Annotated in this window: 17 protein-coding genes and 1 other annotated feature (1 of these 18 only partly in view); of the genes, 16 read left to right on the forward strand and 1 reads right to left on the reverse strand. The window is 58.6% G+C overall.

Annotation, left to right across the window (positions count from 1 at the left end; translation table 11 throughout):
- Positions 1 to 95: a binding site (T-box leader), on the forward strand; it begins 139 nt to the left of the window's first position.
- Between the two features lie 224 nt (positions 96 to 319).
- From Q8N04_02210 to queA, 8 genes are all read left to right on the forward strand, one after another.
- Positions 320 to 1,867: a 2-isopropylmalate synthase gene (locus Q8N04_02210; GenBank protein MDP3089463.1), complete on the forward strand. Its 1,548-nt coding sequence runs from the start codon at positions 320 to 322 to the stop codon at positions 1,865 to 1,867.
- Positions 1,868 to 1,951: 84 nt separating this feature from the next.
- A complete protein-coding gene (locus Q8N04_02215; GenBank protein ID MDP3089464.1) occupies positions 1,952 to 2,314 on the forward strand; it encodes a cupin domain-containing protein in 363 nt (120 codons plus the stop codon).
- A gap of 36 nt (positions 2,315 to 2,350) precedes the next feature.
- Complete coding sequence (gene leuB / locus Q8N04_02220) at positions 2,351 to 3,424, forward strand: 3-isopropylmalate dehydrogenase (protein ID MDP3089465.1); 1,074 nt, start codon at positions 2,351 to 2,353, stop codon at positions 3,422 to 3,424.
- Positions 3,425 to 3,438: 14 nt separating this feature from the next.
- Positions 3,439 to 4,641 (forward strand): hypothetical protein, encoded by a 1,203-nt coding sequence (locus Q8N04_02225; protein ID MDP3089466.1) that lies wholly within the window; start codon positions 3,439 to 3,441, stop codon positions 4,639 to 4,641.
- A gap of 10 nt (positions 4,642 to 4,651) precedes the next feature.
- Positions 4,652 to 5,674: an aspartate-semialdehyde dehydrogenase gene (locus tag Q8N04_02230; protein ID MDP3089467.1), complete on the forward strand. Its 1,023-nt coding sequence runs from the start codon at positions 4,652 to 4,654 to the stop codon at positions 5,672 to 5,674.
- Positions 5,674 to 5,928, forward strand: a complete 255-nt coding sequence (locus tag Q8N04_02235; GenBank protein ID MDP3089468.1) for a DUF2905 domain-containing protein — start codon at positions 5,674 to 5,676, stop codon at positions 5,926 to 5,928. The genes Q8N04_02230 and Q8N04_02235 overlap by 1 nt, the downstream gene beginning before the upstream one ends.
- Positions 5,910 to 7,136 carry a SpoIID/LytB domain-containing protein gene (locus Q8N04_02240; GenBank protein MDP3089469.1) on the forward strand — a complete coding sequence of 409 codons (1,227 nt, stop codon included), beginning with the start codon at positions 5,910 to 5,912 and terminating at the stop codon, positions 7,134 to 7,136. The genes Q8N04_02235 and Q8N04_02240 overlap by 19 nt, the downstream gene beginning before the upstream one ends.
- Positions 7,137 to 8,156: a tRNA preQ1(34) S-adenosylmethionine ribosyltransferase-isomerase QueA gene (queA, locus tag Q8N04_02245; protein MDP3089470.1), complete on the forward strand. Its 1,020-nt coding sequence runs from the start codon at positions 7,137 to 7,139 to the stop codon at positions 8,154 to 8,156.
- A 46-nt stretch (positions 8,157 to 8,202) separates the two neighbouring features.
- Here queA and Q8N04_02250 read toward each other — a convergent pair whose 3' ends face one another.
- A complete protein-coding gene (locus tag Q8N04_02250; GenBank protein MDP3089471.1) occupies positions 8,203 to 8,901 on the reverse strand; it encodes a SurA N-terminal domain-containing protein in 699 nt (232 codons plus the stop codon).
- Between the two features lie 293 nt (positions 8,902 to 9,194).
- Here Q8N04_02250 and Q8N04_02255 point away from each other — a divergent pair, with 293 nt between their 5' ends.
- The 8 genes from Q8N04_02255 to dprA all read left to right on the forward strand — a co-directional run bounded on the left by Q8N04_02255 (position 9,195) and on the right by dprA (position 18,084).
- Complete coding sequence (locus tag Q8N04_02255; GenBank protein MDP3089472.1) at positions 9,195 to 9,653, forward strand: hypothetical protein; 459 nt, start codon at positions 9,195 to 9,197, stop codon at positions 9,651 to 9,653.
- A gap of 61 nt (positions 9,654 to 9,714) precedes the next feature.
- A complete protein-coding gene (locus tag Q8N04_02260; GenBank protein ID MDP3089473.1) occupies positions 9,715 to 10,764 on the forward strand; it encodes a rod shape-determining protein in 1,050 nt (349 codons plus the stop codon).
- A 15-nt stretch (positions 10,765 to 10,779) separates the two neighbouring features.
- On the forward strand, positions 10,780 to 11,658 hold the full coding sequence (gene mreC / locus Q8N04_02265; protein ID MDP3089474.1) for a rod shape-determining protein MreC: 879 nt from the start codon (positions 10,780 to 10,782) through the stop codon (positions 11,656 to 11,658).
- Positions 11,655 to 12,155, forward strand: coding sequence for a hypothetical protein (locus Q8N04_02270; GenBank protein MDP3089475.1), 501 nt, complete (start codon positions 11,655 to 11,657; stop codon positions 12,153 to 12,155). The genes mreC and Q8N04_02270 overlap by 4 nt, the downstream gene beginning before the upstream one ends.
- 8 nt (positions 12,156 to 12,163) lie before the next feature.
- On the forward strand, positions 12,164 to 14,002 hold the full coding sequence (gene mrdA, locus Q8N04_02275; protein ID MDP3089476.1) for a penicillin-binding protein 2: 1,839 nt from the start codon (positions 12,164 to 12,166) through the stop codon (positions 14,000 to 14,002).
- Positions 14,003 to 14,045: 43 nt separating this feature from the next.
- On the forward strand, positions 14,046 to 15,167 hold the full coding sequence (gene rodA / locus Q8N04_02280) for a rod shape-determining protein RodA (protein ID MDP3089477.1): 1,122 nt from the start codon (positions 14,046 to 14,048) through the stop codon (positions 15,165 to 15,167).
- A 164-nt stretch (positions 15,168 to 15,331) separates the two neighbouring features.
- Positions 15,332 to 16,846, forward strand: a complete 1,515-nt coding sequence (locus tag Q8N04_02285) for an Rne/Rng family ribonuclease (GenBank protein ID MDP3089478.1) — start codon at positions 15,332 to 15,334, stop codon at positions 16,844 to 16,846.
- 119 nt (positions 16,847 to 16,965) lie between these two features.
- On the forward strand, positions 16,966 to 18,084 hold the full coding sequence (gene dprA / locus Q8N04_02290; protein MDP3089479.1) for a DNA-processing protein DprA: 1,119 nt from the start codon (positions 16,966 to 16,968) through the stop codon (positions 18,082 to 18,084).
- Positions 18,085 to 18,256: the final 172 nt, after the last annotated feature.

Consider the following 18,256-nt stretch of genomic DNA (forward strand, 5'->3'; position numbering starts at 1 on the left):
CCGTAAGGGGCCAATGAAGGGTGATGGATGACCGGATGTCATTCGTTGCCGAACCAGGGTGGTACCACGAAGCGCGCGAAGCCTTCGTCCCTGACCGTAATGGGGGGGGCGAAGGCTTTTTCTATTTGAGGCTGCTGAAAAAGCTCCCCTGCAGTGTTCTCGGTCATTCGACCCCTTCGACGTACTGCGGCAGTACGCCTTGGGATCGCCCTCTCTGCCGCCTGCCCGTGGAGCGGCGCGTCTCGGCGCGCCGGGGCTGGGTGGGTGAGAACGGGGGCCTGTTTGAGCATCCTGATGGAAGCGTGAGGGAGGAGAAACCATGGAACGGATGATTCGCATTTTCGATACGACGTTGCGCGACGGCGAGCAGTCGCCCGGCGCCAGCATGAACGTGGAAGAGAAAGTCATGGTGGCGAAGCAGCTGGCGCGGCTTGGGGTCGATATCATCGAAGCCGGCTTTGCCTACAGTTCGCCCGGAGATTTTGAGGCGGTTCGCCGGATTGCGTTGGAGGTTGAGGGACCGACGGTCTGCAGTCTGGCGCGGGCTCGTCCGGAGGACATCGATCGGGCCTGGGAGGCGCTCAAAGGCGCGCCGAAGGCCAGGATTCATACGTTCCTCTCGACGTCCGACATCCATTTGAAGCATCAGTTCAGGATGACGCGGGAAGAGGCCAGGAAGCGTGCGGTCGAGATGGTGCAGCGCGCGCGGAGCTATATGCCGGACGTGGAGTTCTCGCTGATGGATGCGAGCCGCTCGGACCAGTCCTACGTCTATGAGGTCATTGAAGCGGTGATTGCTGCCGGGGCGGGAACGATCAATATTCCCGATACGGTGGGCTATGCCGTGCCGCAAGAGTTCGGCGCGTTGATCAAAGGGATTTTCGACAAAGTGCCGAATGCCAAGCAGGCCGTGATTTCAGTCCACTGCCACAACGACTTGGGTGTCGCTGTGGCGAATAGTTTAGCGGCGATCGTCAATGGCGCGGGCCAGGTGGAGTGCACGATCAACGGGATCGGCGAACGGGCCGGCAACACGTCGCTGGAAGAAATCGTCATGGGGCTCCGGACCCGGAAGGACTTTTATCAGGCCGATACCGGCATCCGGACGGAGGAGATTGCCAAGACGAGCCGGTTGGTGAGTAAGATTACCGGCATGGTCGTGCAGCCGAACAAGGCCATCGTCGGTGCGAATGCGTTCGCTCACACGTCCGGGATTCACCAGGACGGGCTGTTGAAGGATAAGACGACCTACGAAATCATGCGGCCGGAATCGATCGGGTTGATCGAGAGCAAGATGGTCATGGGCAAGTTGTCCGGGCGTCATGCATTCCGGCAGCGATTGGATGATTTGGGGTACAAGCTCAGCGAGGAAGAGCTCAACCATGCTTTTGAACGTTTCAAGAAGCTGGCCGATCAAAAGAAGGAAATTTTCGAAGAAGATTTAGAAGTGATTGTGTCGGAAGAGTTGGCCAAGATGACCGAGCGGATTGTGTTGAAATCGTTCCATGTCGAAAGCGGCACGAATCTCGTACCGACGGCGACGGTGGAATTGAACATTGACGGACAAGTGATCAAGGAATCAGGCACCGGCGACGGGCCGGTCGATGCGGTCTATCGGACGATTGCGGCCATCACGAAGACGAAGAGTAAGCTGTTGATGTTCGGCGTCAACGCCATTACCGGCGGGACAGATGCGCAGGGAGAAGTCTCCGTGCGCGTGGAGGAAGACGGCCGCACGGTCTCGGGTCATGGAGCCGATACGGATATCATCATGGCCGCGGCCCGGGCGTATCTCAATGCGTTGAATCGACTCGCGTATATGGCATCGAAACAGGCAGAGGGAGAGCAGAAAGTCCGCTTGATTTGACCGTTCCCGCCACGCTAGAGTGACGGCCCCTGGTGTCCGCAAGTGCCGGTTGGTTTAGTTGCGGACAGGTTGGGGTTGTCTCCCATGCTCAAGCGCACTCTCTTGGAATGCCCTGAATTTCTTGCCGGAGACCATACGGTTCTTCGCGAACTGTTGCATCCGGCCAAGCAGCCGGTGCAGCTGGGTTACAGTCTTGCGCATGGCCGATTGGCTCCCGGCTGCCGGTCTAAGCGGCACAAGCTGGCTTCGTCAGAGGTGTACTACTTTATCGCCGGGCAGGGCCGCTTCAGTATCGGGAGTGAGACCGAGCTCGTCGAACGCGGATCCATCGTGTACGTGCCGCCTGGGGGGAATCAGTCGCTGGAAAACATTGGTACGACGGAAATAGAATTTTTGTGTCTGGTTGATCCGGCCTGGCGGAGTGAGGATGAGCAGGTCGAGGAGTAGAGAGTCCAGTCTGTTCGCAGGAAGGAGTGGTGTGACGTGAAAGCGAAGATTGCAGTCTTAGCGGGTGATGGAGTCGGGCGTGAGATTGTTCCCGAAGCGGTCAAGGTGTTACAGGCTATCGGAGAGAAGTATCAACACTCGTTTGAATTCACCTCGGCCGACATTGGCGGACAAGCGATCGACAAAGTGGGTGTGCCGCTGCCGCACGAAACCTTGGCATTGGCCAAGCAAAGCGACGCGGTATTGCTGGGAGCGGTTGGGGGGCCCAAATGGGAAGGGTTGGAGTACAGCCTTCGTCCTGAGCGGGCGCTGCTGGGTATCCGCGAGGCCTTAGGGTTGTATGCCAATTTACGTCCCGCCAAGGTATACCCCAATCTGGTTGATGCTTCGACGTTGAAGCGCGAGGTGATCGAAGGGATCGATATTCTCGTCGTGCGAGAGCTGACCGGCGGCATCTATTTCGGGAAACCGAAAGGGATTGAAAAGCTGCCGAACGGCGAAGAGCGCGGAGTGAACACCGAAGTCTACACGACCGAAGAGATTCGCCGGATCGGCAAGGTGGCCTTCGAAGCGGCGCGCAAGCGGCGGAAAAAGGTCACGTCGGTCGATAAGGCGAATGTGCTGGAGTCGTCCGAGTTGTGGCGTCGTGTGATGATCGAGGTGCAGAAGAGTTATCCGGACGTCGAGTTGCATCACATCTATGTCGACAATGCCGCGATGCAATTGGTCCGCAACCCGCGCCAGTTCGATGTCCTGGTGTGCAACAATATCTTCGGAGATATTCTGAGTGACGAAGCGGCCATGCTGACCGGATCGATCGGCATGCTGCCGTCGGCCAGTATCGGCGCCAAGGTCGGATTGTTCGAGCCGATCCATGGTAGCGCGCCCGATATCGCGGGAAAGAACATCGCGAATCCCATTGCGACGATTGCCTCTGTGGGCATGATGTTGTCCTACGCGTTCAAGCTCGAGAAAGAAGCCGAAGCAATCGAGCAGGCCATCGTCAAAACGCTCGATATGGGATACCGCACCAAGGACATTCAGAGCCCGGGAACCAGAGTCGTCGGCACGACCGAGATGGGCGACGCCATTCTTCGCAATTTAAACTGAGGCGGGACTCTCGCATGGCAACCTTGTTCACATCCTGGACTCTTGCGACGCGGGCTGGCACTGGCGAGCCCGGGTTCAGCGGTGACGGCGGGCCGGCCTCGCAGGCGTGCCTGAATGAGCCGAAGGGCCTGGCGATCGATCGCCAGGGAAATCTCTTTGTTGCAGATTCTGAAAACCACGTCGTGAGGCGAGTGGATTGCGTCACTGGCCTGATTTCCACTGTGGTCGGCTGCGCACCTGAAGCAGTCGCGTCGACCCCTCCCTTGGGTGGTGGCGATCTGGTCCCTGAGGAAGACATTGATCCCTTAGCCGAGACGAGCCACAAGACGACGGAGCAGTTTACCCAACAGACGGATCTGAGCGGGACAGTGCGCTATCTCGTCGGAGCCGCGGCCCCGAAACGGTACGGCGGAGATGGCGGACCCGCCACGGAAGCGCTGCTTAATTTCCCCACAGCGGTCGCCATTGATGCGCAGGGCCATCTGTACATCGCCGATATGATGAACCATCGAGTTCGCCGCGTGGATGCCCAGACCGGGATCATCACGACGATGGCCGGCACCGGGCAGGCACGGTTTTCCGGCGACGGCGGGCCGGCTGATCGTGCGGCCCTGAACGAACCGGCCGCCTTGGCGGTCGACGCGCAGGGGCAGTTATATATTGCCGATCAGAGTAATAACCGAGTGCGGGCCGTCGACCTGAAGACCGGGATGATCCGTACGGTCGCAGGAATGGGATCGGCGGCATACGATGGAGACGGTAAACCGGCGGTGGAATCGAGCCTGGCCGGGCCCAGCGGGTTAGCGGTCGCGGCGGGGACGCTCTATATTGCCGATACGTTCAATAGTCGCATCCGATCCGTCGATCTTGTCACCGGTATGATTGCGACGGCGGTTGGTGACGGAGGAAGTTATCGCTATCAGTCGCCCGATGATCCGCCGTCTCCAAGTGTCTCCCGGCCCTCAGGGATTGCGCTGGATCGAGAAGGCAATCTATTTCTGACTGATTCTGACAGCCACCTGATCCGTCGATGGGACCGCACCACGGGTCACTTGACGCGCATGGCCGGTACCGGGTCTGCCTCGTCTGTCGGTGACGGCGGATCGGCATTGGATGCAGGGTTGTGCTATCCCTTCGGTATTGTCGCGGATGGCGAGCGGACACTCTTGATCGCTGACACCTTTAATCACCGTATTCGTGCCCTCTCGCTGGAATAGGATTCGTCACATGCTTAAGAAAAAGTCCGCCTACACTGTGGCCATTCTTGGCGCGACCGGCGCGGTCGGCAAGGAGAGTCTGGAAATTCTCGAAGAGCGAAACTTCCCGCTGGCTGCACTCCGGCTGTTTGCGTCGAAGCGCTCCGCCGGCGAAGTGATGACCTGTCAGGGCAAGGAGTGGACGGTTGAAGAATTGACCGAGTCCTCGTCTTTTGCCGGCGTTGATTTCGCCTTCATCTCCGCGACGGATGCCATCAGTAAGGAGTATGGCCCTCGCTTGGGTGCGGCCGGGGTCGTGGTTATCGACGACAGCGGGGTCTTTCGGATGGATCCGCAAGTGCCGCTGGTGGTGCCGGAAGTGAATGCCTCGGCGTTGCGATCGCTTCCCCGGGGGATCGTGTCCATTCCCAATTGCACAACGACCCCGTTGGTCATGGCGCTCAAGCCGCTGCATGATGCGGTCGGGGTGAAGCGAGTGGTGGTAACGACCTTCCAGTCGGTGTCAGGGACCGGCGCCGCGGCGATGGACGAGTTGCTGGACCAGACGAGGGCGCTGATGGCCTTTCGCGAGGTGAAGGCCGAAGTTTATCCCTATCAGATTGCCTTCAATCTATTGCCGCATATCGGGTCATTTTCCGAGGGCGGCGAATGCTCTGAAGAGATCAAGATTGTCAGAGAGACGAGAAAGATTCTGGATGCACCCAAGATGCGGGTGACGTCCACCACGGTGCGGGTACCGGTGTTGCGCTGCCATTCCGAGTCCATCAATGTGGAGTTGGAGAAGCCGTTGACTCCCAATGAGGCTCGCGCGGCGCTGGCGGCGATGCCGGGGGTGCTGGTCTACGACGACCCGTTGAAGAAGCTCTATCCCATGCCATTGGACGCGACGGGGAAAGACGACGTCTACGTCGGCCGCATCCGTGAAGATGCCTCGGTGACGAACGGACTCAATCTGTGGGTCGTGTCCGACAATCTTCGAAAGGGCGCCGCTTTGAACGCCGTTCAAATCGCCGAGTGTCTGGTGCGGGACTGATGGGCGAATGGGGCGCCTTCGGGAAGCTCCTGATTGCAGCCGGGTGCGGATTGGTCGTGGTGGGGCTGCTGTTCGTCCTGAGCGACCGGATTCCGTGGGTGAGCGGATGGTTTGGGTGGGTCGGGAAACTGCCGGGCGACGTTTCAATTAAGCGCGATCATTTCTCCTTTTATGTTCCCCTTGGGACTAGTCTGGTGATTAGTATCGGACTAAGTCTGCTATTCTATCTTCTATCATGGCTATTCAGACGATAGGACATCTTCGTCGGTTGGCAGGTCTCTGGGCGGTGTGCGGGGCGGTCTTCACCCTCAGCGCGCCGGTTCAAGCGGCTGAGTCCATTCGGGTCTTAATGGCGTCCGATGTCCACCGACTCGATGTGCGCGCCGAAAGTGCGGTGTGGCTCACCGATGGACAGAGTCGGTCGCATTCGTACAACACGGCTCTGCATATCGAGTTGCGCGGGGCGGCGCTCCTCGTCAACGGGACGCGGGTGGCGGGGGAGCAGTTTACGCTGCGTGCGGGCGAGCATGACCTAAAGCTCTGGTTGCCACGTGTGCCCGGCGGGAGCCATGGCGCCGTGCTGCATCCTGCCGATGAGCGGGGCGCTCTCCATGTGAGCGGACTGGTGCATGTAGTCCGGCGCGGGAAAGGCCTGCTCGTGATCAATCAGGTGGATCTTGAGGAGTATGTGAAAGGGGTGGTGCCCGCTGAAGTCAATTCGACCTGGCACCGCGAAATGCTCAAAGTGCAGGCCGTGGCGGCGCGAACCTATGCGCTGTATCAGCATATGCTGAGCGCGTCGCGTGATTATGACGTGGCGGCGAGTATTCAAGATCAGGTCTATCGAGGACGGCAGGGAGTGGACGCGCGTGTGCAGGAAGCGGTGGAATCGACCCGTGGCCTGGTGGTGACTCATGATGGTGCGCCGATCTATGCCGCGTTTTCTTCGACTGCGGCAGGGATCACCGAGGATGCGATGGTGGTCTGGTCGAAGGATCTGCCGTATCTGAAAGGCGTGGAATGTCCTTTCGATGTGGCGTCTCCGTACTACCAGTGGAAGGCGTCCTTCAGAGTGACCACGCTGGAGCGTAATCTGAGGCATCAGGGATTTTCGGTGGGGACGATCGCCACGATGACGCCGGTGGGCTTCAGTCGTGCCGGGCGGGTTTCTAAACTACGCATTCTGCATTCCAAGGGCGAACTCATTCTGCGCGGTGAGGATCTTCGGAAGGCGGTTGGGTATACCGTTGTGCCGAGTACGCAGTTCACGATCGAGTCTATGGGGCAGGACATTGTGTTGGCAGGATACGGCGCCGGGCATGCCGTAGGGCTCTGTCAGTGGGGTGCGAAGGAGCTGGCCGAGCTCGGGTATTCCTTTTCCTCGATCCTACGGTATTACTATCCCGGCACTGAGTTGCAGAATGTGGCATTGACGAAAATGCCCCCGGTTCCGAGTTCCTAGATGAATCTCTCTGAATTCGATTTTCCGTTCGATCCCGCACTGATCGCCTCCGAGCCGGTACTGCCTCGCCATGCCGCGCGCTTACTGTGTCTCGACCCACGGACAGGAAGCTTGTCGAATCGGCATGTGGCCGATCTTCCGGAGTTGTTGGCGCCCGGGGATCTGCTTGTGGTGAACGACACGAAGGTCTTGGCCGCTCGTCTGTCCGGACGTAAACAGCCGACGGGCACGGTTGTGGATGTGCTGTTCGTCAAAGATCTCGGCGATGCGGTCTGGGAGGTGATGCTCAAAGGTCATTTTCGCGTGGGCCAGACGATCCTGTTTGAGGGGGATGCTCGTGCGACGGTCGTCCAGCGCGATGAGCATGGCACGAAAATCAAGGTTGTGAGCCCGGTTCCGGTTGTCGACTTCCTTCGGGCTTACGGGTGTATGCCGCTTCCCCCCTATATCAAGCGTTCGGCGCAGCCGGAGGATCAGGTCTGGTATCAAACCTGTTTTGCGGATCGAGAGGGGGCGATCGCGGCTCCGACGGCCGGTCTGCACTTCACGCCGGAGCTTATGGTTCGGTTGCGGGAACGGGGCGTTGAGACGGCAGCGGTGACGTTGCATGTAGGACCTGGGACCTTTAAGCCGGTGGTCGTCGAGCGAATTGAAGAACATCAAATGGGAGAGGAATGGTTTGAAGTGAGTGAGCGGACGGTAGCGGCAATCCTCAGGACGAAACGAGCCGGAGGACGAGTCGTTGCGGTCGGGACCACCGTGGTCCGTGCGCTCGAATCGGCTGCGCAGCAGGCCGGAGGGCTTCAGCCGACAACCGGGGAGAGCCGGCTGTTTATCTCGCCGGGATTTCACTTCAACGCGGTTGATGCTCTCATGACAAATTTTCACCTCCCTCGCACGACGCTTCTGATGCTGGTCTCTGCGCTAGCCGGCGTGGAGATGATGCGGAAAGCCTATGCTGAAGCGGTGGAACAGCGCTACCGCTTTTATAGCTATGGCGATGCGATGCTGATCCTCTAAGCAGGCGGGGCGGAGCCAGCGGCCAGCGCTCTCTGCGCGATCGGTGTTACAGCAGTTCCCGATGAACCTTAACGGGGATTTTGCCTTTGAGCGACTCCTGAAACGCCACCAGCGCGCGCTGCTGTTTTTGGAAGAGCATATCTTCCAGCACGCGATCCTTTGCGGCGGTGGCTTTCGTGGGGTCAGCGTCCGGCTGCCTGGTCATCAGGGCCTGTCCTTCGGAGATCTCCGACGGCGTTAAGGCAACGGCATCCCGGACAAACATCCTCGCTTTATTGCCGAGAATTTCTTTGGCCTGCGCCTCTTCAAAGACTTTGGGGGTGAGATGGTTCGCGGCCAGGAGTCGCTGGTAGAGCTCCGGATCGAATGCCCCGTTCTTTTGAAACTCCGGGACTTGCACGATCATTTCGCGCAGGTCTCCGTCGGAGACGGTGATGCCCATGTCTTTCGCGGCCATCAGCCAGAGGCGGTTGTCGACGAGTTGTTCGATCACAAATTGCTTGATCGTTTCGTCCTTGAACTCTCCCGGCACTTTTTCTTTGTAGAAACGGTACATGTTCTCGTAGGCGCGCCGAAACTCATCGCGCGTGACGGCCAAATCGCCGACGGTGGCGACGGTGTTTCCCGGCTGGTCCCCGAATCCCCACCAGCCCATGGTAATCACAAAGGCGATGGCCAGGATGCCCATGATTGATTTCAACAGCCAGGGATGATTGTGCGATGCGTCCCGCATTACCTTGATCATGCAAATCCTCTCAGTCGCAAAATGGTTCCGGATTGTACTTGGCGCTGGGGCTGAAGGCAAGATCATGGGCGGCCATCGACCGCGAACGGTCTCGAGAAGGACGATAGGTTCGCGAGGACACGGAGTAGATCAATGGACGAAGCAGTCTCCGTATCCGGCCACGTATTATCCCTATTGGCGCCTGCCAGGGTCGTTTCGAAGAAAAATTCGCACAAGTATGAGGAAAGAATGCTGTTTGTTTGTGCAAGTTGTTTGATTTTGTTATACTTTGCTATTAATTAGAAGGAGATTCCTTGATAGGGGTAGGGCCAGTTGCGAAGCTCATCGAAGGAGCGGTCTATCCCAAGGCGTACGTACTTAATCGGTTTATTGCGAAGCTCATTGATTTGTTCATTGTCGTGGCCGCTGATGAAGTTGCGCCGCCAGTCGGGTTTCTTTCCGGATTGGCCTACATTCTGATTGCGGACGGATTTGCGGGTGGACGAAGTATCGGGAAGCGGCTGGTCGGATTGCAGACCATGCGTCTCGATGTGCGGGAGACGGCCGGATTTCGAGAATCGATTATTCGGAATGTGCCATGCGGCGTCGCCCAGCTGTTGTTCGCGGTGCCGTATGTCGGATGGATCGGGTCTGTGGCGGTCTTGGCCTTTGAGAGTGTCTTGATTGTAGGAAATGAGCATGGGCGGCGCCTCGGGGACGAGGTGGCGCGTACCCAGGTACTGGATGCAGGACAGTTGGCGGTACCTGACTAAATTTATGAATAGCGAGGGACTCGCATAGCGGATAGCGAGTTCATGACGAAGGGAGAGCGCCGTGGGGTTCACGGGAGATGTGTTCGGATGGTTTTCCAACGATCTTGCGATCGATTTGGGAACAGCGACGACGCTGGTATATGTGCATGGAAAAGGCATCGTCCTGAACGAGCCCTCGGTGGTGGCGGTGGAAAAGAAAACCGAGAAGGTCCTGGCGGTCGGTGCCGATGCGAAAAAGATGCTCGGCCGAACCCCCGGGAATATTGTCGCAGTCCGGCCGATGAAAGAAGGCGTGATTGCCGACTTCGAGATGGCCGAGCAGATGCTCAAGCATTTCATCCGCAAGGCGCATAATCGGAGCGCCTTTGTGCGGCCGCGGATCATCATCGGCGTGCCTTCGCGCATCACCCAGGTGGAGCAACGCGCGGTTCGCGACTCAGCCGAATTGGCCGGTGCGCGAGAGGTCTATCTGATCGAAGAGCCGGTGGCGGCCGCCATCGGGGCAGGACTTCCGATTACCGAACCGTCCGGCAACATGGTGGTGGATGTGGGCGGTGGGACAACGGACATTGCGGTGATTTCACTCGGCGGTATCGTCTATAGCGAGTCGGTGAAGGTGGCCGGCGATCGGATGGACGAAGCGATCATGAATTACATCAAGAAGAAGTACAACTTGCTCATCGGCGAGCATATGGCGGAACGGGTCAAGTTCGAAATCGGATCGGCCTATCCCTTCGAAGAGCGCAAGACGATGATGATCAAGGGGCGGGACCTGATTTCCGGCATTCCCCGCACGCTGGTGGTCGATGATGCCGAAATTCGAGAAGCGTTGCAGGAACCGATCGGAACGATCGTCAATGCCATCAAGGTTGCGTTGGAAAACACTCCGCCGGAATTGGCGGGAGATATTATTGACCGCGGAATCGTGCTGACAGGTGGAGGCTCCCTGCTGAAGGGGATGGATACACGATTCCGTGAAGAGACAAATTTGCCGATCATTACGGTCGATGACCCGCTCACTTCTGTGGTACTGGGGGTCGGGAAGATTCTGGACGAACTGGATCTTCTCCGTAAGGTGTCGGTCATGTCTCAATGCAGTAGCCTCCGGTAAGGTTCCCTCCTCCCCATGCGGATGGCCAACTTTCGCTCATCATACGGCGCCCGGCGTCTTGCCCTCGGGGTGTTTCTCTCCGTGCTTCTCGGCTTCTTCCTGCTGCCTCATCAGCTTCAGACTCTGTTTCAGGAAATCGGCGGACCGGTCGGGTGGGTGCTCAGTTGGCCGATCCGTCTCGTCGCCTCGGTGCAAGGCGGCATCGGGGAGACCTGGAGCCATTACGTGGCGTTGCAGGACGTGGAAGATGAGAATCGGCAATTGCGGAAAGAGCTTGAGCTGTTGCAGGGGCAAAATAGTCAGCTGCGGGAGGCCGCGTCGGCGACGGACCGGTTGACGGCCTTGCTTGAATTCAAGGCGCAGGCTCTTCCGACGATGATCGCGGCACAGGTCATCGGCCGTGATACGGGGAATTGGTATCGGACCATTCTTCTGAATAAGGGAAGCGCTGACGGGATACAAGCGGATATGGGTGTGGTGACGTCTGCCGGCGTCGTCGGACGAGTGGTCAAAACGACGATGGCGACCGCGGTGGTGCTCTTGGTGTCCGATCCCAATAACGCCATTGCCGGGTTGATTCAGCGAACACGAGATGAAGGGATTGTCGAGGGAACGACCCCCGGTCTGGCTCGGCTCAAATATATTCCCTTGCTTTCGAATGTTCGTGCCGGCGATCGCGTGGTGACATCTGGGTTGGTCGGGGGATTTCCGCGTGGACTCGCCATCGGCACCATTACCACCATCAGCAAAGAGGAAGGCGCCTTGTTTCAATCCGCTGAATTGCGTCCTGAAGTCGATGTGAATCGAGTCGAAGAAGTCCTGGTCATTCAGTCTCCTTATGTTCCTGGCGAGGACGGAAAGAGCGACGCGCCTCTTCCGAAAACCAAGCCGTGAAGATTGTCGTATATGCTGGTGTCGTCGCTGCCCTGGTGGCGCTGCACACCACCGTGCTTCCCTATGTCAGTGTGTGGGGCGTCAAACCGGATCTCGGCCTGGTGGCCGTCTGCCTGATCGGCCTCCTGTCAGGCGAGTTGGAGGGGTTGATTGTCGGGCTGTTCGTAGGATGGGCCATGAGTTTGTTTTCCGCTACCGACCTTGCGGCAAGCATGGTGGCGAAGGGCAGCGTGGGATTTCTTGCCGGGCTGGCCGGCCGCCAGGTGGCGCAGGTCACCCCCTTGGTGTTGGTCAGCGGCCTTGTTGTCGCGTCAACCCTTTCGAGTCTGCTGACCATCTGGTCGCTCAAACCGAACGATCAGCAAGATATCTGGTGGATGATTCGCACGATCCTCATGCCGCAAGCCTGTTTCGACGCGGTCGTCGGAGGACTGTGTTATTGGCTCATCTGGAGCCGGCTGAATCTTGACCGGCTGGCAGAGGGGCGAGAGTTCTAGGAGTTACCGTGGCGACCAGCAGTACCCATGAGTCTGAGCTTGGAGAATTGCAGCGGCGGCTCATGTTGCTGCGTGTGGGGCTGCTCCTGGTCGTCGGGCTCCTGGCGGTGCGGTTGTGGCATCTGCAGATACGTGAAGGGCCGTACTACCGCGATCTCTCAGAGAATAATCGCACTCGATCGGTGCTGCTGGAACCGGCCAGAGGGTTGATTTACGATCGGCATGGGGTGCTGTTGGCGAATAACGTTCCGAGCTTCAGTCTCTATGTCACGCTCGAGGATGTGAAGGATCGGGAGGGGTTGGTCCAGAATCTGGCGGACTTGCTGGGACTCGACCCGGTCATGATCCGGAAGAAATTGGCCGTGCGAGGCAGCAAGATGCTGCCGAAGAAAATCAAAGACCGGTTGACCTTGCGTGACGCCACCGTAATCGAATCCCATCGCCTCGATCTCCCGGGTGTGATGATTCAGGTGGAGTCGCAACGGAACTATCCCGGCGGCATGGCTGCAGCCCATCTCCTCGGGTATGTCGGGGAAATTTCCCCTGAACAACTCGAGAAGCCGGAATTTGCGGATCTCCATCAGGGCAGCGTTGTCGGGCAGTATGGCGTCGAGAAATCGTTTGACCGGCACGTGCGCGGCCAGGCCGGACAAAAAAGCGTCGAAGTGGATGCGTTGGGACATGAGAAGCGGACGGTGCAGGTGGATAAGCCCCTCGCCGGAAACGATCTCTATCTCACGATTGATATTAAGTTACAGAAAGTGGCGGAGGACCTGCTGGGGGAAGAATCCGGTGCGATTGTCGCCTTGGATCCCACCACCGGGGATGTGTTGGCCATGGCGAGTCGACCGGGCTTCGATCCGAATATTATGTCGCGCGAGCTTACGCCAAAACAGTGGGTTGAGATCGTCCAGGATGAGAGACGCCCGCTCAACAACCGGGCGTCGCAAGGGCAGTATCCTCCCGGATCCACGTTCAAAGTCCCGATGGCCGTCGCGGCCCTGGAATCCAATACCATGTCGCCGTCGAGTTCCGTGCTCTGCACGGGCGGGTACCAATTCGGCAAACGCATCTACCACGATTGGAAAGCGACCGGCCACGGGTATGTCGATCTTCACAAGGCGCTTGTCCAGTCCTGCGACGTGTATTTTTACACGATCGGGCAACGGATGGGGATCGACACCATGGCGGAGTATGCCAAGGACTTCGGCCTTGGCCATGAAACCGGCATCGAATTGCCGTCGGAGCGAGTGGGGTCGATCCCGTCCACGGCCTGGAAACTGAAAGTGAAGAAAGAAGCCTGGCTGCCGGGTGAAACGATTTCAGCCGCGATCGGACAGGGGTATGTCACGGTGACGCCCTTGCAGATGGCCAGCATGATCGGCACCGTGGCCAACGACGGCGTGAGTTATCGCCCGCGTCTGGTGCAGGCCATCATGGATCGCACCACCGGAAATTTCCAGGAAATGCCGGCGGTGGCCCGAGGGAAAGCGCATGCGAAACCGGAAACCTTCCGGATCATTAAAGAGGCATTGGCGGCCGTTGTGACGGAAGGGACGGCGACGCGTGCAAAGTCTTCGATCGTGACGATTGGAGGCAAAACCGGGACGGCACAAGTCGCGGCCTTGGGGAAAGAGAAGAAGGCGGAGAAAGACATTCCCAAGAAGTTTCGAGATCATGCCTGGTTCGTGGCATTTGCGCCGGTCGATGCTCCGAAGATTGCCGTGGCGGTGCTGGCGGAACATATGGGGCATGGCGGGTCGGCGGCGGCGCCGCTGGCCAAAGAAGTGATTGAGACCTATATGAAGCTGCGCGCTCAAGAGCCGGCGGTTGCCCCGCAATCGTAGTGCAGGCGAAGATACGCATGCTGCGTGTGACGTGTGAATTGTTATGATTGATCGTCTAACCGACAACCGCGGCCTCGATAGTTTCGACTATCGTTTTCTGGCCTTGGTGCTGGCCATCCTTGGGATCGGCGTCCTGTCGATTCACAGCGTAACCCATAGCCAGCAGACCGGCCTCGCGCCCTATTACATCAAGCAGATTGCCTGGATTCTCATGGGTAGCGCGGCTTTCGTGTTCATGCTGGTGTCGGACTATCACCGCATTGCCCGGATGGCCTATCCGCTCTACGGAGTCGTGCTGCTCATGCTGGCCTTTGTGCTGCTTGAGGGGCGAACGAGCAAGGGGGCGCAACGCTGGATTGCGCTCGGCCCGTTCAGTTTTCAGCCGTCGGAATTTGCCAAGCTGGTGTTGATCCTTGTCCTGGCGCACTACTATTCGAAGACCCCTCGGGTCGGGTGGTTGCAACGGGTGATCATGCCGGGGATGCTGATGTTTCCCGGTCTGGTGTTGATCCTCAAACAGCCTGATTTGGGGAGCGGACTGAGTTTCGTGGCCGTCTATGCGGCCATGCTTTTGATGGTCGGCGTGCGGTCGAAGGCGCTGGGAGTGATCCTTCTTCTTGTGGTCATGTTGTTCCCGTTTGCCTGGGAAGGGGTCTGGGGGTCCTTGCATGATTATCAACGACAGCGCATTATGGCCTTCGTTGACCCGGAGTACGATCCGGGAGGGAAGGGCTATCACGCCCTGCAGTCCAGAATTGCGATCGGATCCGGGGAGCTGATGGGAAAAGGACTCTACGGAGGGACGCAAAGCCAGCTGAAGTTCCTCCCGGAAGGCCATACAGACTTTGTGTTTGCCGTCTATGCGGAAGAATGGGGATTTCTGGGAGTGTTGCTGTTGTTGGTGCTGTTTGTCGCACTGATCTGGCTCTCTCTGGAGATCGCCTCGAAAGCGAAAGATCAATTGGGCGCGTTGCTCGCCGCCGGTATTGTCGCCATGTTGTGTTTTTGCGTCGTGGTGAATATCGGGATGACGGCCGGGATGTTTCCGATCGTCGGGATTCCGCTGCCCCTGATGAGCTACGGAGGCAGCGCGACGGTGATGACCATGGCGTCGTTGGGATTGTTGCTGAACGTCAAACGGAGACGGCTGAGTTTGTTCTATTGAGCAGGGATACGGGTGTGAAGCGGTGTGAATGAGTGGAGTGTTCTGAGGCGTGGGATTGAGTCGCTGGAATGTGGCGTGGATGGTGGATGTGGCGGACCTGGGCATCGTGCCCGCGTCTGTCGCCCATCGCGTCGTTCTAAGGCTCGCAGACTAAAGGAGTAGTTATGGGAATTGAGATTGCGATTTCGGTCGCACGGGAAGAAACCCGTGTGGCGGTATTGGACGGCGGTGTGGTCACGGATTTATTCGGGGATCGGGCCAAACACAAGGATTTCGTCGGGAACGTGTACAAGGGGAAGGTCGCGAAGGTGCTGCCGGGTATGCAAGCGGCGTTTGTGGACATCGGTCTGGAAAAGGCCGCGTTCATGCACGTGTCCGATCTCTCGGAAGACGCCGAGCCGGGTGACACCCTGGTGGATGCCACCGATGACGATGATGATAAGGATGCGGATATGCTCAGGCCGAAACGCCAGAGCGCCAAGCCCATCGAGCAGTTGCTGAGCGAGGGGCAGGAGTTGATGGTCCAGATCTCGAAAGGCCCGATCGGGACGAAGGGTCCGCGGGTGACCACCTATGTCTCGCTCCCCGGCCGGTACCTGGTCTTCATGCCGAATGTCGAGCATATCGGAGTCTCTCGTCGGATCGCGAAGGACGAGGAGCGCGCCCGATTGAAAGACATCATGCGCCGGGTCCGCCGCCCAGGGTGCGGCTACATTGTGCGCACCGTAAGTGAAGGCGTCAAAGAGGAAGAACTGAAGTCCGACGTCGACTTTTTGCACGTGCTGTGGCAAGACATCCTGACCAATCGAGAAAAGCTGGGTGCGCCGGCGTTGTTGCATACGGATTTGAGCCTCAGCTTTCGCGTGGTGCGCGATTTGTTCGGGCGGAAAGTGGATCGCCTGTGGATCGATTCACGTCAGGAGTATGATGCCGTTCGAGACTTCGTGCAGCGGTTTTCTCCGGAGCAGACCTCCCGCATTCATTTCTATGACAAGGATGAAAGCCTCTTCGATCATCTGGGCATCGAGCAAGAGATCACTCGCGCGACGAGCCGGAGGGTGTGGCTGAAATCCGGGGGCCACTTGGTGATCGATCATACCGAGGCCATGACGGTCATCGACGTCAATACGGGGCGGTTTGTCGGCAAGCGCGATCAGGAAGAGACGATTCTTCGCAATAATCTGGAGGCCGCCAAAGAAGTGGCCTATCAGATGAAGCTGCGCGGGATCGGCGGCATTATCATCGTCGACTTTATCGACATGGAACGGGAAAAGAACCGGGATAAGGTCTATCACGCGCTGGTGGATGCCATGGCGTCGGACAAAGCGCGAACCAGGATCTCCAGGATTTCGGACCTTGGGCTGATTGAGATTTCCCGTGAACGTGTCCGCGAAGATCTTCTTCGGTCTTTGTCCGAGCCCTGTCACTACTGCGAAGGTCGCGGCTATACCAAATCTCCGACGACGGTCGCCTACGAGATTTTCCGGGAGATTCGGAAAATCGGCGAATCGGGAGAGAGTCAGCGGATCGTCATCGGGGCTCATCCCACTGTTGTGGGGCTGCTCCAAGATGAAGAGCGTCAAGGCCTCGAGATGCTGGAGCGTGAATGTTCGGCGAAGATCATCATCACCCCGGACAGTCAGTTGCATCTTGAACAGTATGACCTCGTCGCTTTGTAGGCAGGGCAGCGGCCTGAGCAATATGCAGTCCTAGTCCGGTCGTGGGGGCAGGGGCGCGCGCGTCCATGCCACGCACGTGCATTCAGCCTCACGCAAGCTCTCCCGCGCAGGCCCGTCGCATGGATTCCATTCAGCTCACATCCTGGCTGCTTCTCCAGTCGATCGACGGAGTCGGTGACCGCACCGTTCTCAAATTGGTGCAGGCGTTCGGGACTCCGGCAGGGGTGTTGACCTCCTCCGCTGATGACCTGACACGCGTCGGGTGCAGCGCTGAACTCGCTGAGGTGATTAGGCGGGGAGCCGATCTCAAGGTCCGTCATCTCATCGATCGCCAAGTGAAGCTGGTTGAGCGGCTTGCGATTCATGTCATCACCCTGACCGATCCCTCGTATCCGAAGCGGCTGAAGGCGATTCCCGATCCGCCGCCATTGTTGTATTACACGGGTTCGCTCCATGAACAAGATGGGATGGCTCTGGCGATTGTCGGAGGGCGGTCTGCGACCACCGCGGGGAAGGCCATCACGGAAGAGATTGCCCAGGAGTTAGCCCGAGGCGGCTGGACCATTGTCAGCGGGATGGCGCGGGGAATCGATGCTGCGGCCCATCGCGGCGCGTTGGCGGGGAAGGGCCGTACCATAGCCGTGCTCGGCTGCGGCGTCGATCAGACCTACCCGCCGGAGCATGATCGGTTGCGGAAAGAGATTGAGGAACATGGGGCGGTGCTGGCGGAGCTTCCGGTAGGTGCTCCGCCTCAGAGTCATCATTTCCCGAGGCGGAATCGGATCATCAGCGGCCTGTCCGTCGGAGTGCTCGTGGCGGAGGCGGCGATGAATAGCGGCTCGCTCATTACCGCCAAGCTGGCATTGGAGCAGGGGCGCGATGTGTTTGCCCTTCCGGGGTCTGTCAAAGAAGCACGATGCCGCGGGTCGAACGGATTGATCAAAGAGGGCGCCCGATTGATCGAGTGCGCAGCGGATATGATCGGGGAGTTGCTGCCGCAAGTGGAGCCCGCTCTTCGAACCCGGGCGCTGGTGGGAGAGGGAGCGTCATCGGCGCCCGCGGGATTGGGGGCGGACGAACAGCGTGTGTACGAGGTGCTCTCCCACGAGGCGCAATCGGTTGATGTCGTGATCGAACGGACGGGACTGAGTGCCGCGCAGGTCACTGCGACGATGCTGGCGCTGGAACTTCGCGGCTATGTGCGACAGCTGCCGGGTCCGCAATATCTGCGCCGCTAACCTGTGGGCGAGTGTATTCCAGTTGCAGGATGTGTAATACCACAATGATAATGTCCGCTTTCACCACAGTAGAAATGTCCTCTTCGTTGCTAGACTGCCGGCTTTCAGACGGAGGGCTGGATGGTCGGAGAGGACAGGGTCATCATGAGTGTGAAGGAACTGAGACGAGTGC

The sequence above is a fragment of the Nitrospira sp. genome (assembly GCA_030692565.1).
Classification (GTDB): Bacteria; Nitrospirota; Nitrospiria; order Nitrospirales; family Nitrospiraceae; genus Nitrospira_D.